Source organism: Blastomonas fulva, assembly GCF_003431825.1.
Classification (GTDB): Bacteria; Pseudomonadota; Alphaproteobacteria; order Sphingomonadales; family Sphingomonadaceae; genus Blastomonas; species Blastomonas fulva.
The window spans coordinates 3,307,775-3,325,533 of record NZ_CP020083.1 but is presented as its reverse complement, the minus strand read 5'-3'; the positions used below and the strand labels follow the sequence as shown (position 1 = coordinate 3,325,533).

Annotated in this window: 14 protein-coding genes and 1 tRNA gene; 8 read left to right on the top strand and 7 right to left on the bottom strand. The window is 65.6% G+C overall.

Annotated elements, in window-relative coordinates; all coding sequences use genetic code 11:
- Positions 1 to 25 precede the first annotated feature (25 nt).
- The 4 genes from B5J99_RS15820 (at position 26) to trxA (ending at position 7,603) form a co-directional block, all read left to right on the top strand.
- A complete protein-coding gene (locus B5J99_RS15820) occupies positions 26 to 721 on the top strand; it encodes a nucleotidyltransferase family protein (protein WP_117353556.1) in 696 nt (231 codons plus the stop codon).
- A complete protein-coding gene (locus B5J99_RS15815) occupies positions 714 to 3,716 on the top strand; it encodes a PD-(D/E)XK nuclease family protein (protein WP_117352941.1) in 3,003 nt (1,000 codons plus the stop codon). Before B5J99_RS15820 ends, B5J99_RS15815 begins: the two co-directional genes overlap by 8 nt.
- The gene (addA, locus tag B5J99_RS15810; protein ID WP_117352940.1) at positions 3,713 to 7,183 is read left to right on the top strand and encodes a double-strand break repair helicase AddA; all 3,471 of its coding nucleotides are present in this window, start codon (positions 3,713 to 3,715) and stop codon (positions 7,181 to 7,183) included. The genes B5J99_RS15815 and addA overlap by 4 nt, the downstream gene beginning before the upstream one ends.
- Before the next feature lie 93 nt (positions 7,184 to 7,276).
- Complete coding sequence (trxA, locus tag B5J99_RS15805) at positions 7,277 to 7,603, top strand: thioredoxin TrxA (RefSeq protein WP_117352939.1); 327 nt, start codon at positions 7,277 to 7,279, stop codon at positions 7,601 to 7,603.
- Here trxA and B5J99_RS15800 read toward each other — a convergent pair.
- From B5J99_RS15800 to B5J99_RS15775, 6 genes are all read right to left on the bottom strand, one after another.
- Positions 7,600 to 8,391: an inositol monophosphatase family protein gene (locus tag B5J99_RS15800; protein ID WP_117352938.1), complete on the bottom strand. Its 792-nt coding sequence runs from the start codon at positions 8,389 to 8,391 to the stop codon at positions 7,600 to 7,602. The two genes, trxA and B5J99_RS15800, sit on opposite strands and share 4 nt — an antisense overlap.
- The gene (locus B5J99_RS15795; protein WP_117352937.1) at positions 8,391 to 8,999 is read right to left on the bottom strand and encodes a glutathione S-transferase family protein; all 609 of its coding nucleotides are present in this window, start codon (positions 8,997 to 8,999) and stop codon (positions 8,391 to 8,393) included. The genes B5J99_RS15800 and B5J99_RS15795 overlap by 1 nt, the downstream gene beginning before the upstream one ends.
- A 5-nt stretch (positions 9,000 to 9,004) precedes the next feature.
- Entirely contained in the window at positions 9,005 to 10,231 is a 1,227-nt protein-coding gene (gene argJ / locus B5J99_RS15790) for a bifunctional glutamate N-acetyltransferase/amino-acid acetyltransferase ArgJ (protein ID WP_117353555.1), read from the bottom strand.
- Positions 10,232 to 10,347: 116 nt separating this feature from the next.
- Positions 10,348 to 10,431: transfer RNA gene (locus B5J99_RS15785), tRNA-Leu, on the bottom strand.
- Positions 10,432 to 10,504: 73 nt separating this feature from the next.
- Positions 10,505 to 11,953, bottom strand: a complete 1,449-nt coding sequence (locus B5J99_RS15780; RefSeq protein WP_117352936.1) for a coniferyl aldehyde dehydrogenase — start codon at positions 11,951 to 11,953, stop codon at positions 10,505 to 10,507.
- 109 nt (positions 11,954 to 12,062) lie between these two features.
- Positions 12,063 to 13,241, bottom strand: coding sequence for a PQQ-dependent sugar dehydrogenase (locus tag B5J99_RS15775; RefSeq protein WP_117353554.1), 1,179 nt, complete (start codon positions 13,239 to 13,241; stop codon positions 12,063 to 12,065).
- A 130-nt stretch (positions 13,242 to 13,371) separates the two neighbouring features.
- On the opposite strand from B5J99_RS15775, the gene B5J99_RS15770 reads away from it, so the two are divergent.
- The 4 genes from B5J99_RS15770 to B5J99_RS15755 all read left to right on the top strand — a co-directional run bounded on the left by B5J99_RS15770 (position 13,372) and on the right by B5J99_RS15755 (position 16,675).
- Positions 13,372 to 13,971, top strand: a complete 600-nt coding sequence (locus B5J99_RS15770) for a ribonuclease HII (RefSeq protein ID WP_245991652.1) — start codon at positions 13,372 to 13,374, stop codon at positions 13,969 to 13,971.
- A gap of 220 nt (positions 13,972 to 14,191) precedes the next feature.
- On the top strand, positions 14,192 to 15,343 hold the full coding sequence (locus B5J99_RS15765; RefSeq protein WP_117352934.1) for a site-specific DNA-methyltransferase: 1,152 nt from the start codon (positions 14,192 to 14,194) through the stop codon (positions 15,341 to 15,343).
- Between the two features lie 5 nt (positions 15,344 to 15,348).
- A complete protein-coding gene (gene folP / locus B5J99_RS15760; protein ID WP_117352933.1) occupies positions 15,349 to 16,455 on the top strand; it encodes a dihydropteroate synthase in 1,107 nt (368 codons plus the stop codon).
- Between the two features lie 13 nt (positions 16,456 to 16,468).
- On the top strand, positions 16,469 to 16,675 hold the full coding sequence (locus tag B5J99_RS15755) for a hypothetical protein (protein ID WP_054133794.1): 207 nt from the start codon (positions 16,469 to 16,471) through the stop codon (positions 16,673 to 16,675).
- Between the two features lie 13 nt (positions 16,676 to 16,688).
- Here the strand turns inward: B5J99_RS15755 and B5J99_RS15750 are convergent, their stop codons facing one another.
- The gene (locus B5J99_RS15750; RefSeq protein WP_117352932.1) at positions 16,689 to 17,759 is read right to left on the bottom strand and encodes a YihY/virulence factor BrkB family protein; all 1,071 of its coding nucleotides are present in this window, start codon (positions 17,757 to 17,759) and stop codon (positions 16,689 to 16,691) included.

Below are 17,759 nucleotides of genomic sequence, written 5' to 3'. Positions count from 1 at the left end.
GCGCGCGCCTTTTGCGCGTACCGCGATGGTGATGGCTGCCGGGCTCGGCAAGCGCATGCGGCCGCTCACCATCACCACCCCCAAGCCGCTGGTGCGCGTGGGCGGCAAGCCGCTGATCGACCATGTCATGACGCACCTTGCCGAAGCCGGGATGCAGCGCGTCATCGTCAACGTGCATTATCTCGCCGACGCGCTCGAGGCGCACCTCAAGGCGCGCGATTATCCGTTCGAGGTGATGATCTCCGATGAACGCGAGCAGTTGCTCGAGACCGGTGGCGGGCTGGTCAAGGCGTTGCCGATGATTCAAGAGGATCCGTTCTTCTGCCTCAACAGCGACAATGTCTGGCTGGAGAGCGCGCGCTCGTGCTTTGACGAGTTGCGCGCGGCATGGGACGACAGCCGCATGGATGCGCTGCTGCTGCTGGTGCCGCACAGCCGCGCGGCAAATTATCAGGGAGTGGGCGATTTCCACCTCGACCAGATGGGCCGGATCATCCGTCGCCGTTCGGGGCGGGTCGCGCCCTATATCTATACCGGTATCCAGCTGCTTTCGCGGCGGCTGCTGGCGGGTGCTCCCGAGGGGGCATTCTCGACCAACATCCTGTGGAACCGCGCCATGGCCGAGGAACGGTTGTACGGCATCGCGCATCTGGGCCAGTGGTTCGATGTCGGCACGCCCGGCGCGATCGAGCCCACGGCCGAGGCCCTGTTGAATGCCTGACCCTGTCCAGACCAGCGTCTATGCCATCGGGGCGCAGCGCGGGTTTGCGGATGTTCTGGCGAGCGGGCTGCTCGGCCGATTCGGCAAGGACCCGCTTGGCCTTGCCCGCGTCACGCTGCTGATCCCCAACCACCGCGCGGGGCGGGCGATCACCGAGGCGCTGGTGCGGCATGCGGCGAACGGCCTGCTGCTGCCGCGCATGGCGTTGATCGGCGATATCGATCTCGACGAGAGCCTGGGCGCTTTGCTCGATCCGCTGGGCGAGGGCGAGATGGTGTCGCCTGCGGTCGATCCGCTCGAGCGTCGCTTCCGGCTGGCGGCGATCATCGCGCGCGAGGGCGCAGGGCGGCCCGGCGCGCAGGACCCTGCAGAGGCTCTCAGGCTTGCGGCGGAATATGCGCGCGTGCTCGACCAGTTGCAGATCGAGGAGAAGACGCTCGACCAGCTCGACGCGGTCGATGTCGAGTCCGACCTCGCCGACCACTGGGCGCAGGCCCGCGACCTGTTCGTCCGTGTGGGGCGCGCCTGGCAGCGGGAGCTTGCCACCCAGGGGCGGATCGATCCTGCCGAACGACGCAACCGGTTGCTCGCCAAGACCGCCGAGCGCTGGCGGGTGAGCCCGCCCGACAGCGCGGTAATCGCCGCCGGTATCACCACGGCAGCCCCGGCTGTTGGGCGATTGCTGCGCAGCATTGCGCATCTGCCGCAGGGCATGGTGGTGCTTCCGGGGCTTGATCTGGAGATGGATGATGCCCTGTGGGAAGCGATCGGTTCGCCGGTCCCGGTGACCATTCCGGGCGAAGCGCCGCCTGCCGAACGTCCCGCGATCACCCATCCGCAATATCATCTCAAGCAGCTGTTGAACGCGATGGACATCAGCCGCGATGAGGTCCAGCCGTGGCTGTCCGAACCGCGCACCGGGCTGGTCGCCGATCGCGCCAATTTGCTGCGCAGCATTTTCCTGCCCGCAAGGCTCAGCGACCGCTGGGTCACGCTGGCGGCAACCGAGCGCCGCACAAAGGGCATCCGGATCATCGAAGCAGAAACGCCCGATGAGGAAGCGCAGACCATTGCCTTGCTGGTGCGCCAGGCGCTCGACATACCCGCGCGCCGCATCGCGATCGTGACGCCGGACCGCACGCTTGCCGCGCGGATCATTGCGCATCTCAGGCGCTGGAACATCGAGGCGGATGACAGCGCGGGCGAGGCTTTGCCGGTGACGCCGCCGGGGCGTTTCCTGCTGGCGGTGGCGCACTGCCTGGCCGAAGATTTCGCGCCGGTCGAACTGCTCGATCTGCTCAAGCATCCACTGGCCCAGCCGGGTGAGGGCAGGCTTGCCTGGCTCGATCAGGTGCGCGCGCTCGACATAAGGCTGCGCGGGCCCCGGCCCGCCCAGGGGCTGCGCGGGATCGATGCCAGCATCGGCCAACCCGAGCTTCGCGAATGGTGGGGCGGCGCCAAGGCGCTGCTGGCGCCGATCGCGCAATTCCCGCGCGATCCGCAGCCGCTGTCTAGCGTCATCGCCGAGATTGTCGCCACGGCCGAGGCACTTAGCGGCCAAGCCGTTTGGAACGGCATCGCCGGGCGCTGCGCGTCCGATCTTGTGCAGCAACTGCTCGCACGCACCGGCAGCCATGACCCGCTGGTGACAAGCACCCAGGCTGCAACCATCCTGTCGCGGCTGATGGCCGAGAAGGCTGTGCGCCCGCCCTTTGGCAAGCACCCGCGCGTTGCGATCTACGGTCTGCTCGAGGCGCGCTTGCAGAGCGCCGATCTCGTCATCTGTGCCGGTTTGAACGAGGGCGTATGGCCGCAGATCCCGTCGCCCGATCCCTGGCTGGCACCGATGGTGCGCAACGCGCTCGGGTTGCCGCCGCTGGAGATGCGCGTCGGGCTTTCGGCGCAGGATCTGGCAGGCGCGCTCGCTTCTCCCGAGGTGGTGCTCACCCGTGCGCGCCGCGATGGCAGCGCACCCACGGTCGCCTCGCGCTTCCTGCTGCGTCTGCAGGCGGTCGCGCCCGACAAGGACATGGAGGATGCCGGCACGCTGGCGCTGGCGCGCGCGCTCGACCGGCGCATGCCACAGGTGCGAATCGAAAAGCCGTCACCGCGACCCACGCCCGCGCAGCGCGCAGTCAGGCTCTCGGTAACCGAGCTCGATCGGCTGCGCGCCGATCCCTTCGCCTTCTATGCCAAGCGGATACTCGCGTTGCGATCGCTCGACCCGGTCGATGCCGAACCCAGTGCGGCGTGGCGCGGCACGCTGGTGCACGAGATTCTTGAGCTTTGGCACAAGGAGGATGGGCTCGATCCCGTGGTGCTGGTGCCGCGCGCCAATCTGTTCCTTGCACGGGCCAACGTCCACCCGCTGATCAAGGCGCTGTGGCGGCCCAGGCTGGTCGCGGGGCTCGAATGGATCGTCCAGCAGACGCTCGACAATGCCGAGTCCGGACGCAGGATGATCGATGCCGAACGCAGCGGCGAGATGGTCATCGATGGGGTGAAGATTTCGGGCAAGGCCGACCGCATCGACCGGATGCCAGACGGAACCCTCGCGATAGTCGATTACAAGACCGGCAAGCCGCCCTCTGCCGCGCAGGTGGAAACCGGCTTTGCGCTGCAACTGGGGCTGCTGGGGCTGATGGCCGAGCGCGGCGGGTTCAACGCAGATACCGAGCGCGCCCCGATCACCGGCAGCGCCGGGGTTTTCGAATATTGGTCGCTCACCCGCCACAAGGACAGTGAAACCGGTTTCGGCTATATCGACAGCCCGGTGCTACAGGGCCGCAGGAAGAGCGGTCTGCCCGCCGATGCCATCGTCCCGACCAGCGAAAAGTTCCTCCGCGAGGCGCTGGCCAACTGGATATTGGGCGATGCGCCGTTCGAGGCCAAGCTGGTGCCCGACCATGCGCTCTACACCGAATATGACCAGCTGATGCGGCTTGCCGAATGGTACGGCCGACAGGATGGTCGCACAGGGGGCAACACGGCATGAGCGGCGCTGCTGCAAGTCTTCACCCGCTGCACGGTGACCAGGCGCTGGCAGTGTCGCCCTGCGATCAGGTCTGGCTCAGCGCGTCTGCCGGGACCGGCAAGACGCAGGTGCTCACCGCTCGGGTGTTCCGGCTGCTGCTGGAACCCGGGGTCAATCCCGATGCGATCCTGTGCCTTACGTTCACCAAGGCCGGCGCAAGCGAGATGGCAAACCGCATCAATGCGCAGCTCGCCGCCTGGGTGCGAATGAGCGATACTGCATTGGGCGCGGACCTGCGCTGCATCGGCGCGGCGGTCGATCCCGACACGCTGATCCGCGCGCGCCGCCTGTTCGCGCGCGTGCTCGATGCGCCGCAGGGCGGCCTTCGTATCCAGACGATCCACAGCTTCTGCCAGTCGCTGCTGGCGAGCTTCCCCGAAGAGGCCGGGCTGGCGCCGGGCTTCCGCCCGATCGAGGACCGCGACCGGGTGCAGCTGGCGCGTGACACGCTGGGCGCGATGCTGGTCGAGGCCGCACGCAATGGCGATGCGCGGCTGTCGGACAATCTGGAAGCGCTGAGCCTGAAGCTTGGGGCAGAGGCGACCGAAAAATTTCTGATGCGCTGTGCGGCCAAGCCAGATTCCATGGACATGCTCAAGGGCGACATCCGGCCCTATGTCAACGCGGCCCTCGGGATGAAGCGCGATGAGGATGGCGGCGATCTTTCGCGGCTGTGCAGCGATGGCCTGTTCGATATCGGCAACCTCGAAGCGCTGCAGGAGAGCCATGTCCGCTGGGGCACCGCGACAGGGCAGAAGTTCGCCGATGCCATCCAGAGCTGGCTGGACATGGGCGACGACGAGCGTCTCGAGCATCTTGACCTGATCTGGTCGGTGGTCGCGATCGCCAACGGCAACATGCGATCATTCACGACCTCGCCCAAAAAGGTCGACCCCGATTACCCCTATAAGGCCGAGAGCCTGTACTCGGATCTGCTCTCGTTGCGCGAGCATGTCGCGCTGATCGGCTTTTCGCGCGATTATGCCCGCGCGCTCGAGGTTGGCCGCAGCTTTGCGTGGAGCTTTGCCGAAGCCAAGCGCCAGGCGGGGCTGCTCGATTTCGACGACCTGATCCGGGCCGCGGCAGAGCTCCTGTCGGGTTCCACGATGGCGCAGTGGATTGCGTTCAAGCTCGATCAGCGCTTCGACCATGTGCTGGTCGATGAGGCGCAGGACACCAACCCCAGCCAGTGGGCGATCGTCGGCGGGCTGATCGCGGACTATTTCGCTGGGCAGGGCAGCAAGGCGGACCGTTTCCGCACGCTGTTCACGGTGGGGGATTTCAAGCAGGCGATCTTCGGGTTTCAGGGCACCAGCCCGCAATATTATGCCGCCGCGCGGCACCGCATCGGTGCGTTTGCGCAGGATGCAGGCCAGCCCTTCCTGGCGCTGAGCCTCGATCGCAGCTTCCGTTCGACCCAGCCGGTGCTCGACATGGTCGACGCGGTGCTGGGCGAACTGGGGCCTGCAGCCCTGGGGATTACCGACGACACGCTGCCGCTGCACGAAGGCCGTGCCGGGCCGGGTGTGGTCGAGCTGTGGCGCCCGGTGGGCGACAGTGTCGAGACCGAGGACGGCGAGAGCGAGGCCGGAGCCGAAGGCGAAGCCGCGGAGGAATGGCTGTCGGGCGCGGACCTGCGGTTCGCACATCAGCTGGCAGACCGTATCGCAGGCTGGCTGAACCCCGCATCGCCGCAGCGGCTATGGTTGGCGCGGCGCTCGGATGGCAGTTCGGGCTGGGCCGGTGCAGGCGATATCATGGTGTTGCTGCGGCGGCGCGGCGAGCTGGCGTCGCTGATTGTGGCGCGGCTTTATGCGGCGGGCGTCCCCGTTGCCGGGATCGATCGGCTGCGGCTGGGCCAGCCTCTGGCGGTTCAGGATCTGGTCGCGACCATCCGCTTTGCGTTGCAGCCGCTCGATGACCTGACCTGTGCCGCGCTGCTGGTATCACCCTTGTGCGGATGGACGCAGGAAGAATTGCTTCGCTATGGCCATCGCCCGGACAAGCGCGCTTTGTGGCCGCATCTGCGCGATCAGGCGCGCGATGACGCAGGCCTACAGGCGCGGCTGGAGACGCTCTACGCGCTGCTCGGCATGGCCGAATACGGCACCGCCTATGATTTCCTCGAGCAGGTGCTTACCGGTCCCATTCAGGGTCGTGCCCGTCTGGTCGCGCGACTGGGCGGCGAGGCGCTGGACCCGATTGCCGAGCTGCTGTCCCTCGCGCAGAAGTTCGCCTCCAGCCATGATGGCGGGCTGCAGGCGTTCCTGCACTGGTTCGATGCCGGCGACGAGGAGATCAAGCGCGAACTGGCCGGGCAGTCGGACATGGTTCGGGTGATGACCGTGCACGGCTCCAAGGGCCTGCAGGCGCCGATCGTCATACTTGCCGATGCCTGTGTCGACCCGGCGCGAAAGGTGGACAGCAGCTTCGACTGGCCGGTGGAGATCACGGGCGCCGACGCCACGATCGATCTGCCGGTCTACAGCCTGCCCAAGGCCGAGCGGGTAGGGCCGCTTGCCGAGGCGCACGATGCCGCGCGCGAGGCCGATATGCAGGAGCATTGGCGGCTGCTCTACGTCGCGATGACTCGCGCGGCCGAGCAATTGTATGTCGGCGGAACGCTGGGCCGGCGCGCCAAGGAACCGCCCGAACAAAGCTGGTATGCCGCAATCGAACGCAGCTTCATGGGGCTGGGCTGCGACTGGTGCGACGAGGGCGATGGCGCCTTCCGCCGCTTCGGCAGCGGTGCGCTGCCATCGGACCAAGCACAGGCGCGCGCCGAGGTCCGGTCTGCTGAATCACCCGCGCTGCCGGATTGGGCGCTGACCCCCGCCGCGCCCGAGCAGCGCCCGCCGACCCCGCTGGCGCCGTCTTCGCTTGGCAAGGACGACACCGCCAGCCCCCCGATCTTGGGCGCTGACCTCGCCAAGGCGGCCCAGCGCGGGCTGATCATGCACAGCCTGTTCGAGCGGCTACCCGCGGTGGCACCCGAAGAGCGGCGCGAGGCCGCGCGGCGCTGGCTGGCGAGCCAGCACGGCATGGCCGACAGTGCCGAGGCCGATGCGATCATCGATTCCGTGAGCGCGGTGATCGATCATCGCGACTGGGCCGACATCTTTGGTCCAGGCGCTCTCGCCGAGGCGCCGATCGCAGCGGTGGTGGGGCTGAACGTCGTTACCGGAACGGTCGACCGGTTGTTGATCGAGCCCGACCGGGTGCTGGTGGTGGATTTCAAGACCAGCCGTCGCCCGCCGCGCAGTCTGGAGCAGCTGCCGATCGCGCATGTCCGCCAGATGGCGGCCTATGTCGCGGCGCTGCGGCTGATCTTTCCGGGGCGGGTTGTCGAGGCCGGGTTGCTGTATACCGCGACGCCGCAGCTTTTCGTGCTGCCCGATGCTTTGCTCGCCGCGACGAAGCTGGACTAAGCCACGGCACAGGAATAGTTGGGGCGCACGCCTTGAGCGGCCCGACTGCCGCGCTTACATTCCACACCAAGTCACCAACAAGGAGTTATCCCCATGGCCACCACTGCAATCAGCGATGCAAGCTTCGATGCCGATGTCCTCAAGTCCGACAAGCCGGTGCTCGTCGATTTCTGGGCGGAGTGGTGCGGCCCGTGCAAGATGATCGGCCCGGCTCTCGAAGAGATCAGCGAGGAGCTGGCCGGCAAGGTCACGATCGCCAAGATCAACATCGACGACAATCCCGATGCCCCCGCCAAGTATGGTGTGCGCGGCATTCCGACCATGATCCTGTTCGACAAGGGGCAGATCGTCGAAACCAAGGTCGGCGCCGCGCCCAAGAACGCGCTCAAGAGCTGGCTCGAAGGCGCACTTCCGGCCTAAGTGAGTATCGCTGCCGCTTCGTCCCACAGCCGGGTTGAGGCGGCGGCGATCATTCCGGTGCGGCGGTCGCCCGGCAGATAGCGCGAACCGTCTAGCCGCGCCGCCTTGCCGCCCGCTTCCTCGACGAACAGCACGCCTGCGGCATGGTCCCATGGCAGCGTGCGCTCGAACAGCGTGACATCGTTTTCGCCCAGCACCAGACGGGGATACTGCTCGGCGGCGCAGCGCGGGATATCGACGAGGCGGAACCTGCCTTCGGACGCCCGGTTGATGGCGCTACGACGCGGCTCCTCGATGAACAGGGTCGAGATCGCCGCGACGGGTAGCTGCTCGCCGCTCGCGCGGGCGGTGACCGGCAGATCGTTGATGAACGCGCCGCCGCCGCGCACTGCGTGGCACATGCGGTCAGCCAGCGGATCGTAGAGCCAGCCCGCCACCGTCTCGCCGCGCTCGACCAGCGCGATGATGATGCCGAACGGCGGATGGCCATGGGCATAATTGTGTGTGCCGTCGATAGGGTCAATGATCCAGGCAGTGCTGTCGTTGACACGTTCGATCAGCACCGGGTCAGCCTCGACCGCTTCCTCGCCGACGATGCTGGCCTGCGGAAGGATAGCCGCGAGCCCCGCGCTCAGCCGCCTTTCGCTTTCCTGGTCGGCGATTGTCACCAGGTCGCCCGGGGTCTTCTCGCTGATCTGGGCCGAAGACAGCTGCTGATATTGGTGCAGCACGACCTCGCGCGCGACGGTGCGGATCAGGTCCGAGACGGGGGTGTAGAGCGTGTGCATCAGGTCAGCGCGATCATGACATTGGCGGCAAAGCCGGGGCGCGTCTTGAGCCGGTCATACCACGCCTTGACGCGCGGCATATCCGGTCGCGGCATCGCCAGCGTGAACCAAGTATGCGCATAGGTACCCATCGGGATATCGGCGATGCCGAAGTTCTCGCCGGTCAGCCAGGCTTGCTTCGCCAGCACATCCTCGAGCATCGCCATCATCCTTGCGGTGGTCTCCGCTCCCCTGGCAATGACGGCGGCGTCGTGTTCTTCGACGGGCTTGCGCACCAGCATCAGGAACACATCGCGCTGCGCATCGGCAAAGGCGAACTGCCAGTCCATCCACTTGTCCGCCGCGGCGCGCTGCTCCAGATCATCGGGCCACAGATGCGGGGCGTAGCGCGCTGCAAGATAGCGCAGGATCGCGTTCGATTCCCACAGCACCAGCCCGTCATCCTCGATCGTCGGGATCAGCGCATTCGGATTGAGCGCAACATACGCCGCATCCATCCCGAACTTGCCGCCGACATCATGGCGCACATAGTCCAGCCCGATCTCCTCTGTGAGCCACACGACCTTCTTGACGTTATGCGAGTTCAGGCGGCCCCAGATGGTGAGCATTCAGCTTAGCTCCGGTAGTCGGCGTTGATCGAGATATAGCCGTGGGTGAGGTCGCAGGTCCACACCGTTGCGCGGCCCTGTCCCAGCCCGATACCGGCCTCGACCAGAATCTCTTGCCCCTTGAGGTGCGCCGCAACCGGGGCTTCGTCATAGCCTTCGACGACGACCCCCTGGGCTGCAACCTCGACCCCGCCGAAGCGGATCGAGAGCAGGTCGCGCTCAGCAGGTTCGCCGGCCTTGCCCACCGCCATGACGACGCGGCCCCAATTGGCGTCCTCGCCCGCGATCGCGGTTTTGACCAGGGGCGAGTTGGCGATCGAGAGCGCAATGCGGTGCGCGCTCTCGTCGGACACTGCGCCGGTCACCCGCACCTCGATGAACTTGCTCGCCCCTTCGCCATCGCGCACCACCAGATGCGCCAGCTGCCGGCACAGATCGGCCAGCGCGGCGGCGAACGCATCCGCGCCCACACTGTCCATCGTCTCGAGCCGGGGATGATCCGCCTGGCCGGTGGCAAAGGCGAGCACGGTATCGCTGGTCGAGGTGTCGCTGTCCACGGTGATGCAGTTGAAGGTATTGCGGTTGGCCGCGCCCAGCATCTGCTGGAGCAGCGCGGGCGCGATGGCGGCGTCGGTGAAGATGTAGCCCAGCATCGTTGCCATGTCGGGCGCGATCATTCCCGAACCCTTGATCACACCGACCAGTTCGACCCGCCGGTCGCCGATCATTGCGCTGGTGGTTGCGGCCTTGGCGAAGGTATCGGTGGTGCCGATGGCGTCGGTCAGATCGCGCCAGCTGCACGGGGCTGCGGCGAACGCCGCGTCGAGACCCGCGCGCGCCTTGTCCTGTGGCAGCGGAACGCCGATCACCCCCGTGGCCGAGACGAACACCTCCTGCGCCGCGCAGCCGAGCTGTGCCGACACCGTGTCGACGACCATCTGCACCGCATCGCGGCCCTTGCCCCCGGTAAAGGCGTTGGCGTTGCCTGCGCTCACCACCAGCGCGCGGGCGCTGCCCTGGGGCAACGCACTGCGGCACCATTCGACTTCGGGAGAGGGGCACTTGCTGGTGGTGGTGACGCCGGCGACTGTCGTTCCGGGGGCGAGCTCGACAAGGCTCAGGTCGCAGCGGTCCCAGTCCTTGTACCGCGCGCGCGCCACATGCGGGGTGACGCCGGCGATTGCCGGAAGTTGGGGAAAGGGAAGCGCGAGCGGCGAGACGGAATGGGACATGATGCGATCCAGCAAGAGCGAACACTGCGCCCGGCACTAAGCCGGATTTTGCCCCATGCAAGCCTTTTGCCTGGAAGCGCCCGGGTCGTGGTCTGGATCGGTCGGGCAGGGGCTCTTGGTGCGGGCGGTGGGACTCGAACCCACACTCCTTGCGGAACCGGATTTTGAGTCCGGCGCGTCTACCATTCCACCACGCCCGCCAAGAAGCGGCAGCCTATAACGGGTCGGGAAATTCCTGCAACCCGCAAAAGCCACCGCTGATCCTGGCCTCGTTCAGAGCTTCAGATCGCGCGCGATCGCCTTCTTCGTCGCATCGCCATAGGGTGGCAGGAAGCCGCCCAGCTTGGCCACATCGATCCGCGGCTGGCTGTAGATCGACTTGGCATGGCTGAAGGTTCGGAAGCCATCGAGCCCGTGATACGCGCCCATCCCCGAGGGGCCAACGCCGCCGAACGGCAAATCTTCCATCGCGACGTGGAAGATCGTGTCGTTGAGCGTGACCCCGCCCGAAACGGTGCGATCGGTGACCTTCCTGGCCTCATCGCCGTCCTCACCGAAATAATACAGCGCTAGCGGGCGGTCACGGCCGTTGACGTAGTCGATCGCCTCATCGACCGTGGTGTAGGTCTTGACCGGAAGGATCGGGCCGAAGATCTCGTCCTGCATCACCTTCATGTCATCGGTGACGTTGCGCAGAATATGCAGCGGCATCTTGCGGCTGTTGGCCGATTTGAAATCCTCGTTCCCCGGATTGACCTCGATCACCTCCGCGCCCTTTTCGCGCGCGTCATCGAGATAACCGGTCAGCCGCTGGTGATGGCGTTCGTTGACCACAGCGGTGTAGTCGTCGTTGGTCAGCAGGGTCGGGTACAAGGCGCCCGCGGACTGCTTGATGTTCTCGATGATCTCGCTCTCGTCCTCGCGCGGGACATAGAGGTAATCGGGTGCGATGCAGATCTGGCCGGCATTGAGCATCTTGCCCATGGTGACCCGCTGCGCCGCCTTGGCCTTGTCTGCCCCGCGACCGATGATCGCAGGCGACTTGCCGCCCAGCTCGAGCGTGATCGGCACCAGGTTCTTGGCGGCAGCGCGCATGATGTGGTGGCCGACGCTGGTCGCGCCGGTGAACAGCAGATGGTTGAACGGCAGCTCGGAAAACGCCTGGCCCACGTCCGGTCCGCCGGTGAAGAAGGCGACTTCGCTCGCATCGAAGAACTGCGGGCCGAGTTCGGCGAGCAGGTTCGAGGTCTTTTCGGTGTATTCGCTGTTCTTGATCATCACCCGGTTGCCCGCAGCAAGCGCGCCGATGGCGGGGGTCAGGCAAAGCTGGATCGGGAAATTCCACGGCGCGATGATGCCCACAACGCCCAGCGGCTGATATTCCACCCGTGCGCGTGCGCCCAGCAGCCCCAAGAGAAACTGCACGGAACGCTTTTCCGGCTTGGCCCAGCTGTCCATGTGCTTGAGCGTGTGCCGCGCGCAGTTGAGCACGCTGACGATGTCGGTCATCTTCGACTGCTCGGCGCTGCGGTGGCCGAAATCCTCGCTCATCGCCGCGACCAGTGCATCGGCGTTGTCGTGAACCAGCTTCATCAGCCGCTTGATGCGGTCCTTGCGGACAGCCATGGGAACGGGCAGCTCGGCAAGGAACGCCGCCTTCTGCCGGTCGAGAACTTCTGTCAGCTGATCAGCCTTGAGCGCAGCGTCGGTCATGGTCGCCATTCATCGTCTCCCGATTGTGTGTTTCGCGGTGGAATAGCGCGATAGGTTGCGAAATGAAATGGCTTTGCGCCAGCAGCGCAGACACACAGCCTTCGCTTTATCCTGAGCTTTACTTCGCCGGAGTCAGCTTGAGCAGGCGACCCTTGGATCCGCGCGCACCGTCTTCCAGCACCCAGATCGCACCGTCCGGGCCCTGTTCGACTTCGCGGATGCGGCCTTCCATCGCCCAGTTGTCGGCCTTTTCGGCGTTCTCGCCGTCAAGCTTGACGCGCACCAGCGCCTGGCCGCTCAGCGCGCCGATAAACGCGCTGTTCTTCCATGCCGGGAACAGGTCACCGGTGTAGATCATCAGGCTGCTGGGCGAGATGACCGGGGTCCAGAACACCTTGGGTGGCACGAAGCCGTCTTCGGGCGCATGGTCGGGGATGTCGCGGCCGTCGTAATGATCGCCGTTCGAAACCTTGGGATAGCCGTAATTGGCGCTGCGCCTGACGAGGTTGAGTTCGTCGCCACCCTTGGGGCCCATTTCGGAATTCCAAAGATTGCCCGCGCTGTCGAATGCAAGCCCCAGCGGGTTGCGGTGCCCATAAGACCAGATCTGCGCCTTGATCCGGCCCTGATCGTACATCGGATTATCCGAGGGGATGCCGCCGGTCGGGGTCAGCCGCACGATCTTGCCGAGATTCTGCTCGAGATCCTGAGCGGGATCGAACTTCTGCCGCTCGCCCGAGGAGATATACATCATGCCATCGGGGCCGAAGGCGATGCGGTGGCCGTAATGGCCCTTGCCGCTGACCTTGGGTTCCTGCCGCCAGATGACCTGCATGTCCTTCAGGCTTGCACTGCCATCCGCCGCAGTCACCATCTTGGCGCGGGCGACAGCAGCGCCGCTGGTATCGCCTTCGCCGGCCTCGGCAAAGCTGAGATAGACAAAGCCGTCATTGGTGAAGTCGGGCGACAGCACGACATCGCCCAGACCGCCCTGGCCGCCATAAGCCACCTTGGGGGTGCCCGAGACATCGACCATTGCAGGCTTTCCGTCCGCACCAAAGCTGACCAGCTTTAGAACGCCCTTCTTCTCGGTGACCAGCGCGCGGCCATCGGGGAGGAAGGTCATCGCCCAGGGTTCGTCGAACGCGGCGACTTCAGCGGTTTCGAAAGGCAGGCGATCGACCGGGGAAATCGCAGCGACTTCGGTGGCGGCCTCGCCGCTGGCCACGGCTTCTCCGCCGCTGTTGCACGCAATCAGGGCGAGCGGCAGCGCGGCGCTCAGGGTCAGTCGGTGCATCAGGGTCACTCCGTTTTTCATGGAAACGATCATCGCCATCCGGGGACAGATTGCAAATGATTCGGGATATTTGCGGTCGTTTGGCGGGGCGGTGCTTGCGGTCGCAAGGGCCTTGCGGCAGAGACGCACGATGACCCGGTCCGGTTCCCTAGATATGCCCTTTTGCCTGTCTGCAACCATCGCGGGTGTGGACGAGGCGGGCAGGGGTCCGCTGGCGGGTCCCGTGGTCGCCGCAGCCGTGATCCTCTGCCCGGATGGTATCGAAGGGCTGGCCGACAGCAAGGTGCTGAGCGCTGCAAAACGCGCGCGGCTGGAAGCCGAAATCCGCGAGCGCTGCAGCTTTGGGATCGGTATCGCCAGTGTCGAGGAGATCGACGCGATCAACATCCTGCAGGCAACCATGCTGGCAATGACCCGCGCGGTCGAGGCGCTGGGCGATGCGCCGGGGCACGTGCTGGTCGATGGCAACCGGCTGCCGCGCTGGAGCTACCGCGCCGAGGCCATCGTCAAGGGCGACGCGCTGCATCCGTGCATCTCTGCGGCTTCGATCCTGGCCAAGCAGCACCGCGACCGGATGATGCTTGCCGCTGCGGCAGAACACCCGCATTACGGCTGGGAGCGCAACATGGGTTACGGCACCGCCCAGCACCTTGCCGCATTGCGCGAGCATGGGCCTTGCCCGCTTCACAGGAAGAGCTTTGCCCCCGTGGCGCAGGCAATGCTGCTCTGACGCAATTTTTTTTGCGTGCCGAGTCCTCGATGTCACACCACTAGGCGTTGAGTCCCGACCGGTTAACAAGACTCAACATCTGGATTTGGACTCATTGTGTTCCGCACAAAGACCCCCGCGTTAACCATTTGAACACCCGGAATCCCTAGGGTTTTGGCCTTGACCGATGGTCGCCGAGGACTCATGCAGGGCCCTGTTCCAAGGGTATGTGGGGGTAAAGATGGTTTTGACTGGCGAGATGATGGCGCCTGTGGTGCGCAAGGCGAAGGCGCCGGTGCGCGTGCGGCCCGCGGCCAAGCCCGAGCTGCCCCTGGGCCAGATCCTGCGCGGCGACTGCATCGAGGAAATGCGCAAGCTACCCACCGGTTCGATCGACATGATCTTCGCCGATCCGCCCTACAACCTGCAGCTTGGCGGCGACCTTTTCCGGCCCGAGGGCGGCCGCGTCGATGCGGTCGACAATGACTGGGACAAGTTCGACACCTTCGCCGCCTATGACCGGTTCACCCGCGAGTGGATGACCGAAGCCCAGCGCATCCTCAAGCCCGATGGCTCGATGTGGGTGATCGGCAGCTATCACAACATCTTCCGTGTCGGCGCGACGCTGCAGGACCTGGGCTTCTGGATCCTCAACGACATCGTCTGGCGCAAGGCCAACCCGATGCCCAATTTCCGCGGCACCCGCTTCACCAACGCGCATGAAACGCTGATCTGGGCCTCGCGCGACGAGAAGTCCAAATACACCTTCAATTATCGCGCGATGAAGACCCTGAACGACGAGTTGCAGATGCGCTCCGACTGGGTGATCCCGATCTGCGGCGGCCAGGAGCGGTTGAAGCGCGGCGGCACCAAGGCGCACCCGACGCAGAAGCCCGAGGCGCTGCTGTATCGCATCCTGCTGGCCTGCACCAATCCGGGCGATGTGGTGCTCGATCCGTTCTTCGGCACGGGCACCACCGGTGCGGTCGCCAAACGGCTTGGCCGCGAATGGATAGGCTGCGAGCGCGATCCGATCTATTGCGAGGTCGCCGAAGAGCGCATCGAAGCTGCGCTGCCGCTCGATGAATCGGGCTTGAAGACCATGCAGTCGCCCAAGAGCCAGCCGCGCGTCGCCTTCGGTACGCTGGTCGAAACGGGTTATATCCAGGTCGGCGCGGTAATCATGGACAAGGCGCGCAAGCACCGCGCAACGGTTCGCGCCGATGGCTCGCTGCTCACCGGCGATCATACGGGATCGATCCACAAGGTCGGGGCGAGCTTGCAGAATGCGCCGTCGTGCAACGGCTGGACCTATTGGCATATCGAGACCAAGGACGGCCTCAAGCCGCTCGACAGCCTGCGCCAGACCTATCTGCTCGCCACCGAGCCCTGAGGCCCATGTCCGGCACAATCTATGTCCGGCCTGTCGGGCTGGCCGAAAACCCGCAGACCTTCGATGGCGCCACCATCCGGCTGGGCAACAGCCTGGTGTGGTGCCATCTGCTGGCGATTGAGACGATTGAGGCAGGCAGGCTGGTCGCGCGGCAGATCGTGCCGGTCGATGGCTTTGCCGACGCGCTGACAACGCTGCCCGGTGACCAGGCCGACCGGGCTCGCACCCAGTTCGCCAATCTGTCGCGGCAGCACCCGCCGCTGGCACTGGGCGACCGGATGCTGCGGTTCGACCAGCCGCAGGTGATGGGCATATTGAACGTCACCCCGGACAGCTTTTCCGATGGTGGCCGCTTTACCGACGATCCCGCTGGCGCGGCTGATGCAGGCTTTGCGATGCTGACCGCGGGCGCATCCTTGATCGACATCGGCGGCGAATCCACCCGCCCCGATGCGCCGGTGGTGTGGGAAGGCGACGAGATCGCCCGCGTCGTCCCGGCGATCAAGACGCTCGCCCACAGCGGCGCAATCCTGTCGGTTGATACCCGCAAGGCTGCGGTGATGGAGGCCGCGCTTCAGGCTGGCGCGCACATCGTCAACGATGTCTCGGCGCTGCTGTTCGACAGCCGCGCGATCGATGTCGTCCGCCAGGCCGGGTGCCCGGTGGTGCTGATGCACGCGCCCTCGCAGGGGCAGAACCCGCACACCGGTGCAGGCTATGGCAATGTCGTCACTGACGTGTTCGACTGGCTCGAGGCACGGATCGCTGCGGTGATCGCAGGCGGGATTGCGCGCGATCGCATCCTGATCGATCCGGGCATCGGCTTTGGAAAGTCCCTCGCCGACAATCTGGCGCTGATCAACGCGCTGCCGCTGTTCCACGCGCTGGGCCAGCCGATCCTGTTCGGCGCCAGCCGCAAGCGCATGATCGGGGCGCTATCCAACGAGGCAGCTGTCGACGCGCGGCTGGGCGGATCGATCACGCTTGCGCTGAGCGCGATCGGATCGGGCGCGCAGATCGTCCGGGTGCATGACGTGCCCGAAACCGTGCAGGCGGCGCGCGTCTGGCGCGGATTGCGCGATGCTGCCTTGACGATGCCGGGTCTGGACTGACACACGGGCGGGCATGACCAGCTTTGTCCTCTCGCTCGCCGTGCTCACTGCCTTCGCGCTGATCGCAGGCGCCATCGTTCTGCTGCGGCGCGGTCAGCGCAAGCAGCCGGTGCTGATGCTGATCCTGGCGGCGGTGATGATCGGCAATGTCGTGATCTGGTCCATCCCGACGCCTAGCGGCGATGTCCTGGCCGACAAGCCAGAACTTCCCAAGAATTAGGCCTGGCCGACGGTCAGGGCTGCACGGTCCGCCTGCGCCGCTGCTTTTCCAGTATAGCCTGCTCTGCCTCGTCGAGCGCGACCGAATCCGCCAGCACCGCGCCGCGCTGGCCCAGCGGACGGTCGGCGCCCACGGTTGAATCGCGGAAAGTCTGGCGCTCGGTCTCGGCATTGATCTCCGCGCCGATCAGCACCGCATAGGCCGACAGGAACAGCCACATCAGGAAGATCACGATCGCCGCGAGAGAACCATAGGTCGCGTTATAGTCGCTGACATTGGCGGCGTAGAAGCCGAAACCCAGCGTTATGCACAGCCACAGCACCGTCGATGCCATAGAGCCCAGCGACAGCCAGCGCCACTTGGCGGCGCGGCGATCGGGAGCGTAGCGGAAGAAGATTGCGAAGGTCACGCTGACCAGCATCGCCGCGACGACCCAGGTCAGCGTCTGGATCAGCATCAGCGACGATGCGCCGATATAGGGCGCCAGAAAGTTGCGGACATAGCTGAACAGCGAGATCGACACGAGACCGACCACCGCGATGCCAGCCATTCCTAGCGTGATCATCACTGCGACCAAAGTGGTGCGGAAGAACCCGCGGGTTTCGTGCTCTTCATAGATGATGTTGAGCGCGCGCATCATCGCGGTCGCCGCGCGCATCGCGCCATACGTTGAAAACAGCAGCGCAAGTACCAGCCCCAGGCCCTGCTGGGTTGAACTGGTGGTGACGATCTGCAGCAGCTGTTCGCGCAGGATCACCAGAACCTCGCTCGGCACGACCTCGTTGAGCAGGTCGAGGCTGTTGGCGACGGTCCCCGGATCGGCGATCAGCCCGTAGAGCAGGACGGTGACCGCGATAAGCGGCACGAACGCCAGGAATACGAAGAACGCAACACCCGCCGCGAGCAGCGCGAGGTTGTGCACCCCGTTCATGACATAGACCCGCTTGATGATCGCCCACCACGCGCTGGGCGGCATATCCAGCGGAGAATGGGCCCTGGCACCGGGCACCTGATCAGCCAGCGCCTCGACGTCGGCGGGCATGGCGCCTGCATCGGCAAGGGTGGCGGGAGGTGTTGAGGCCAT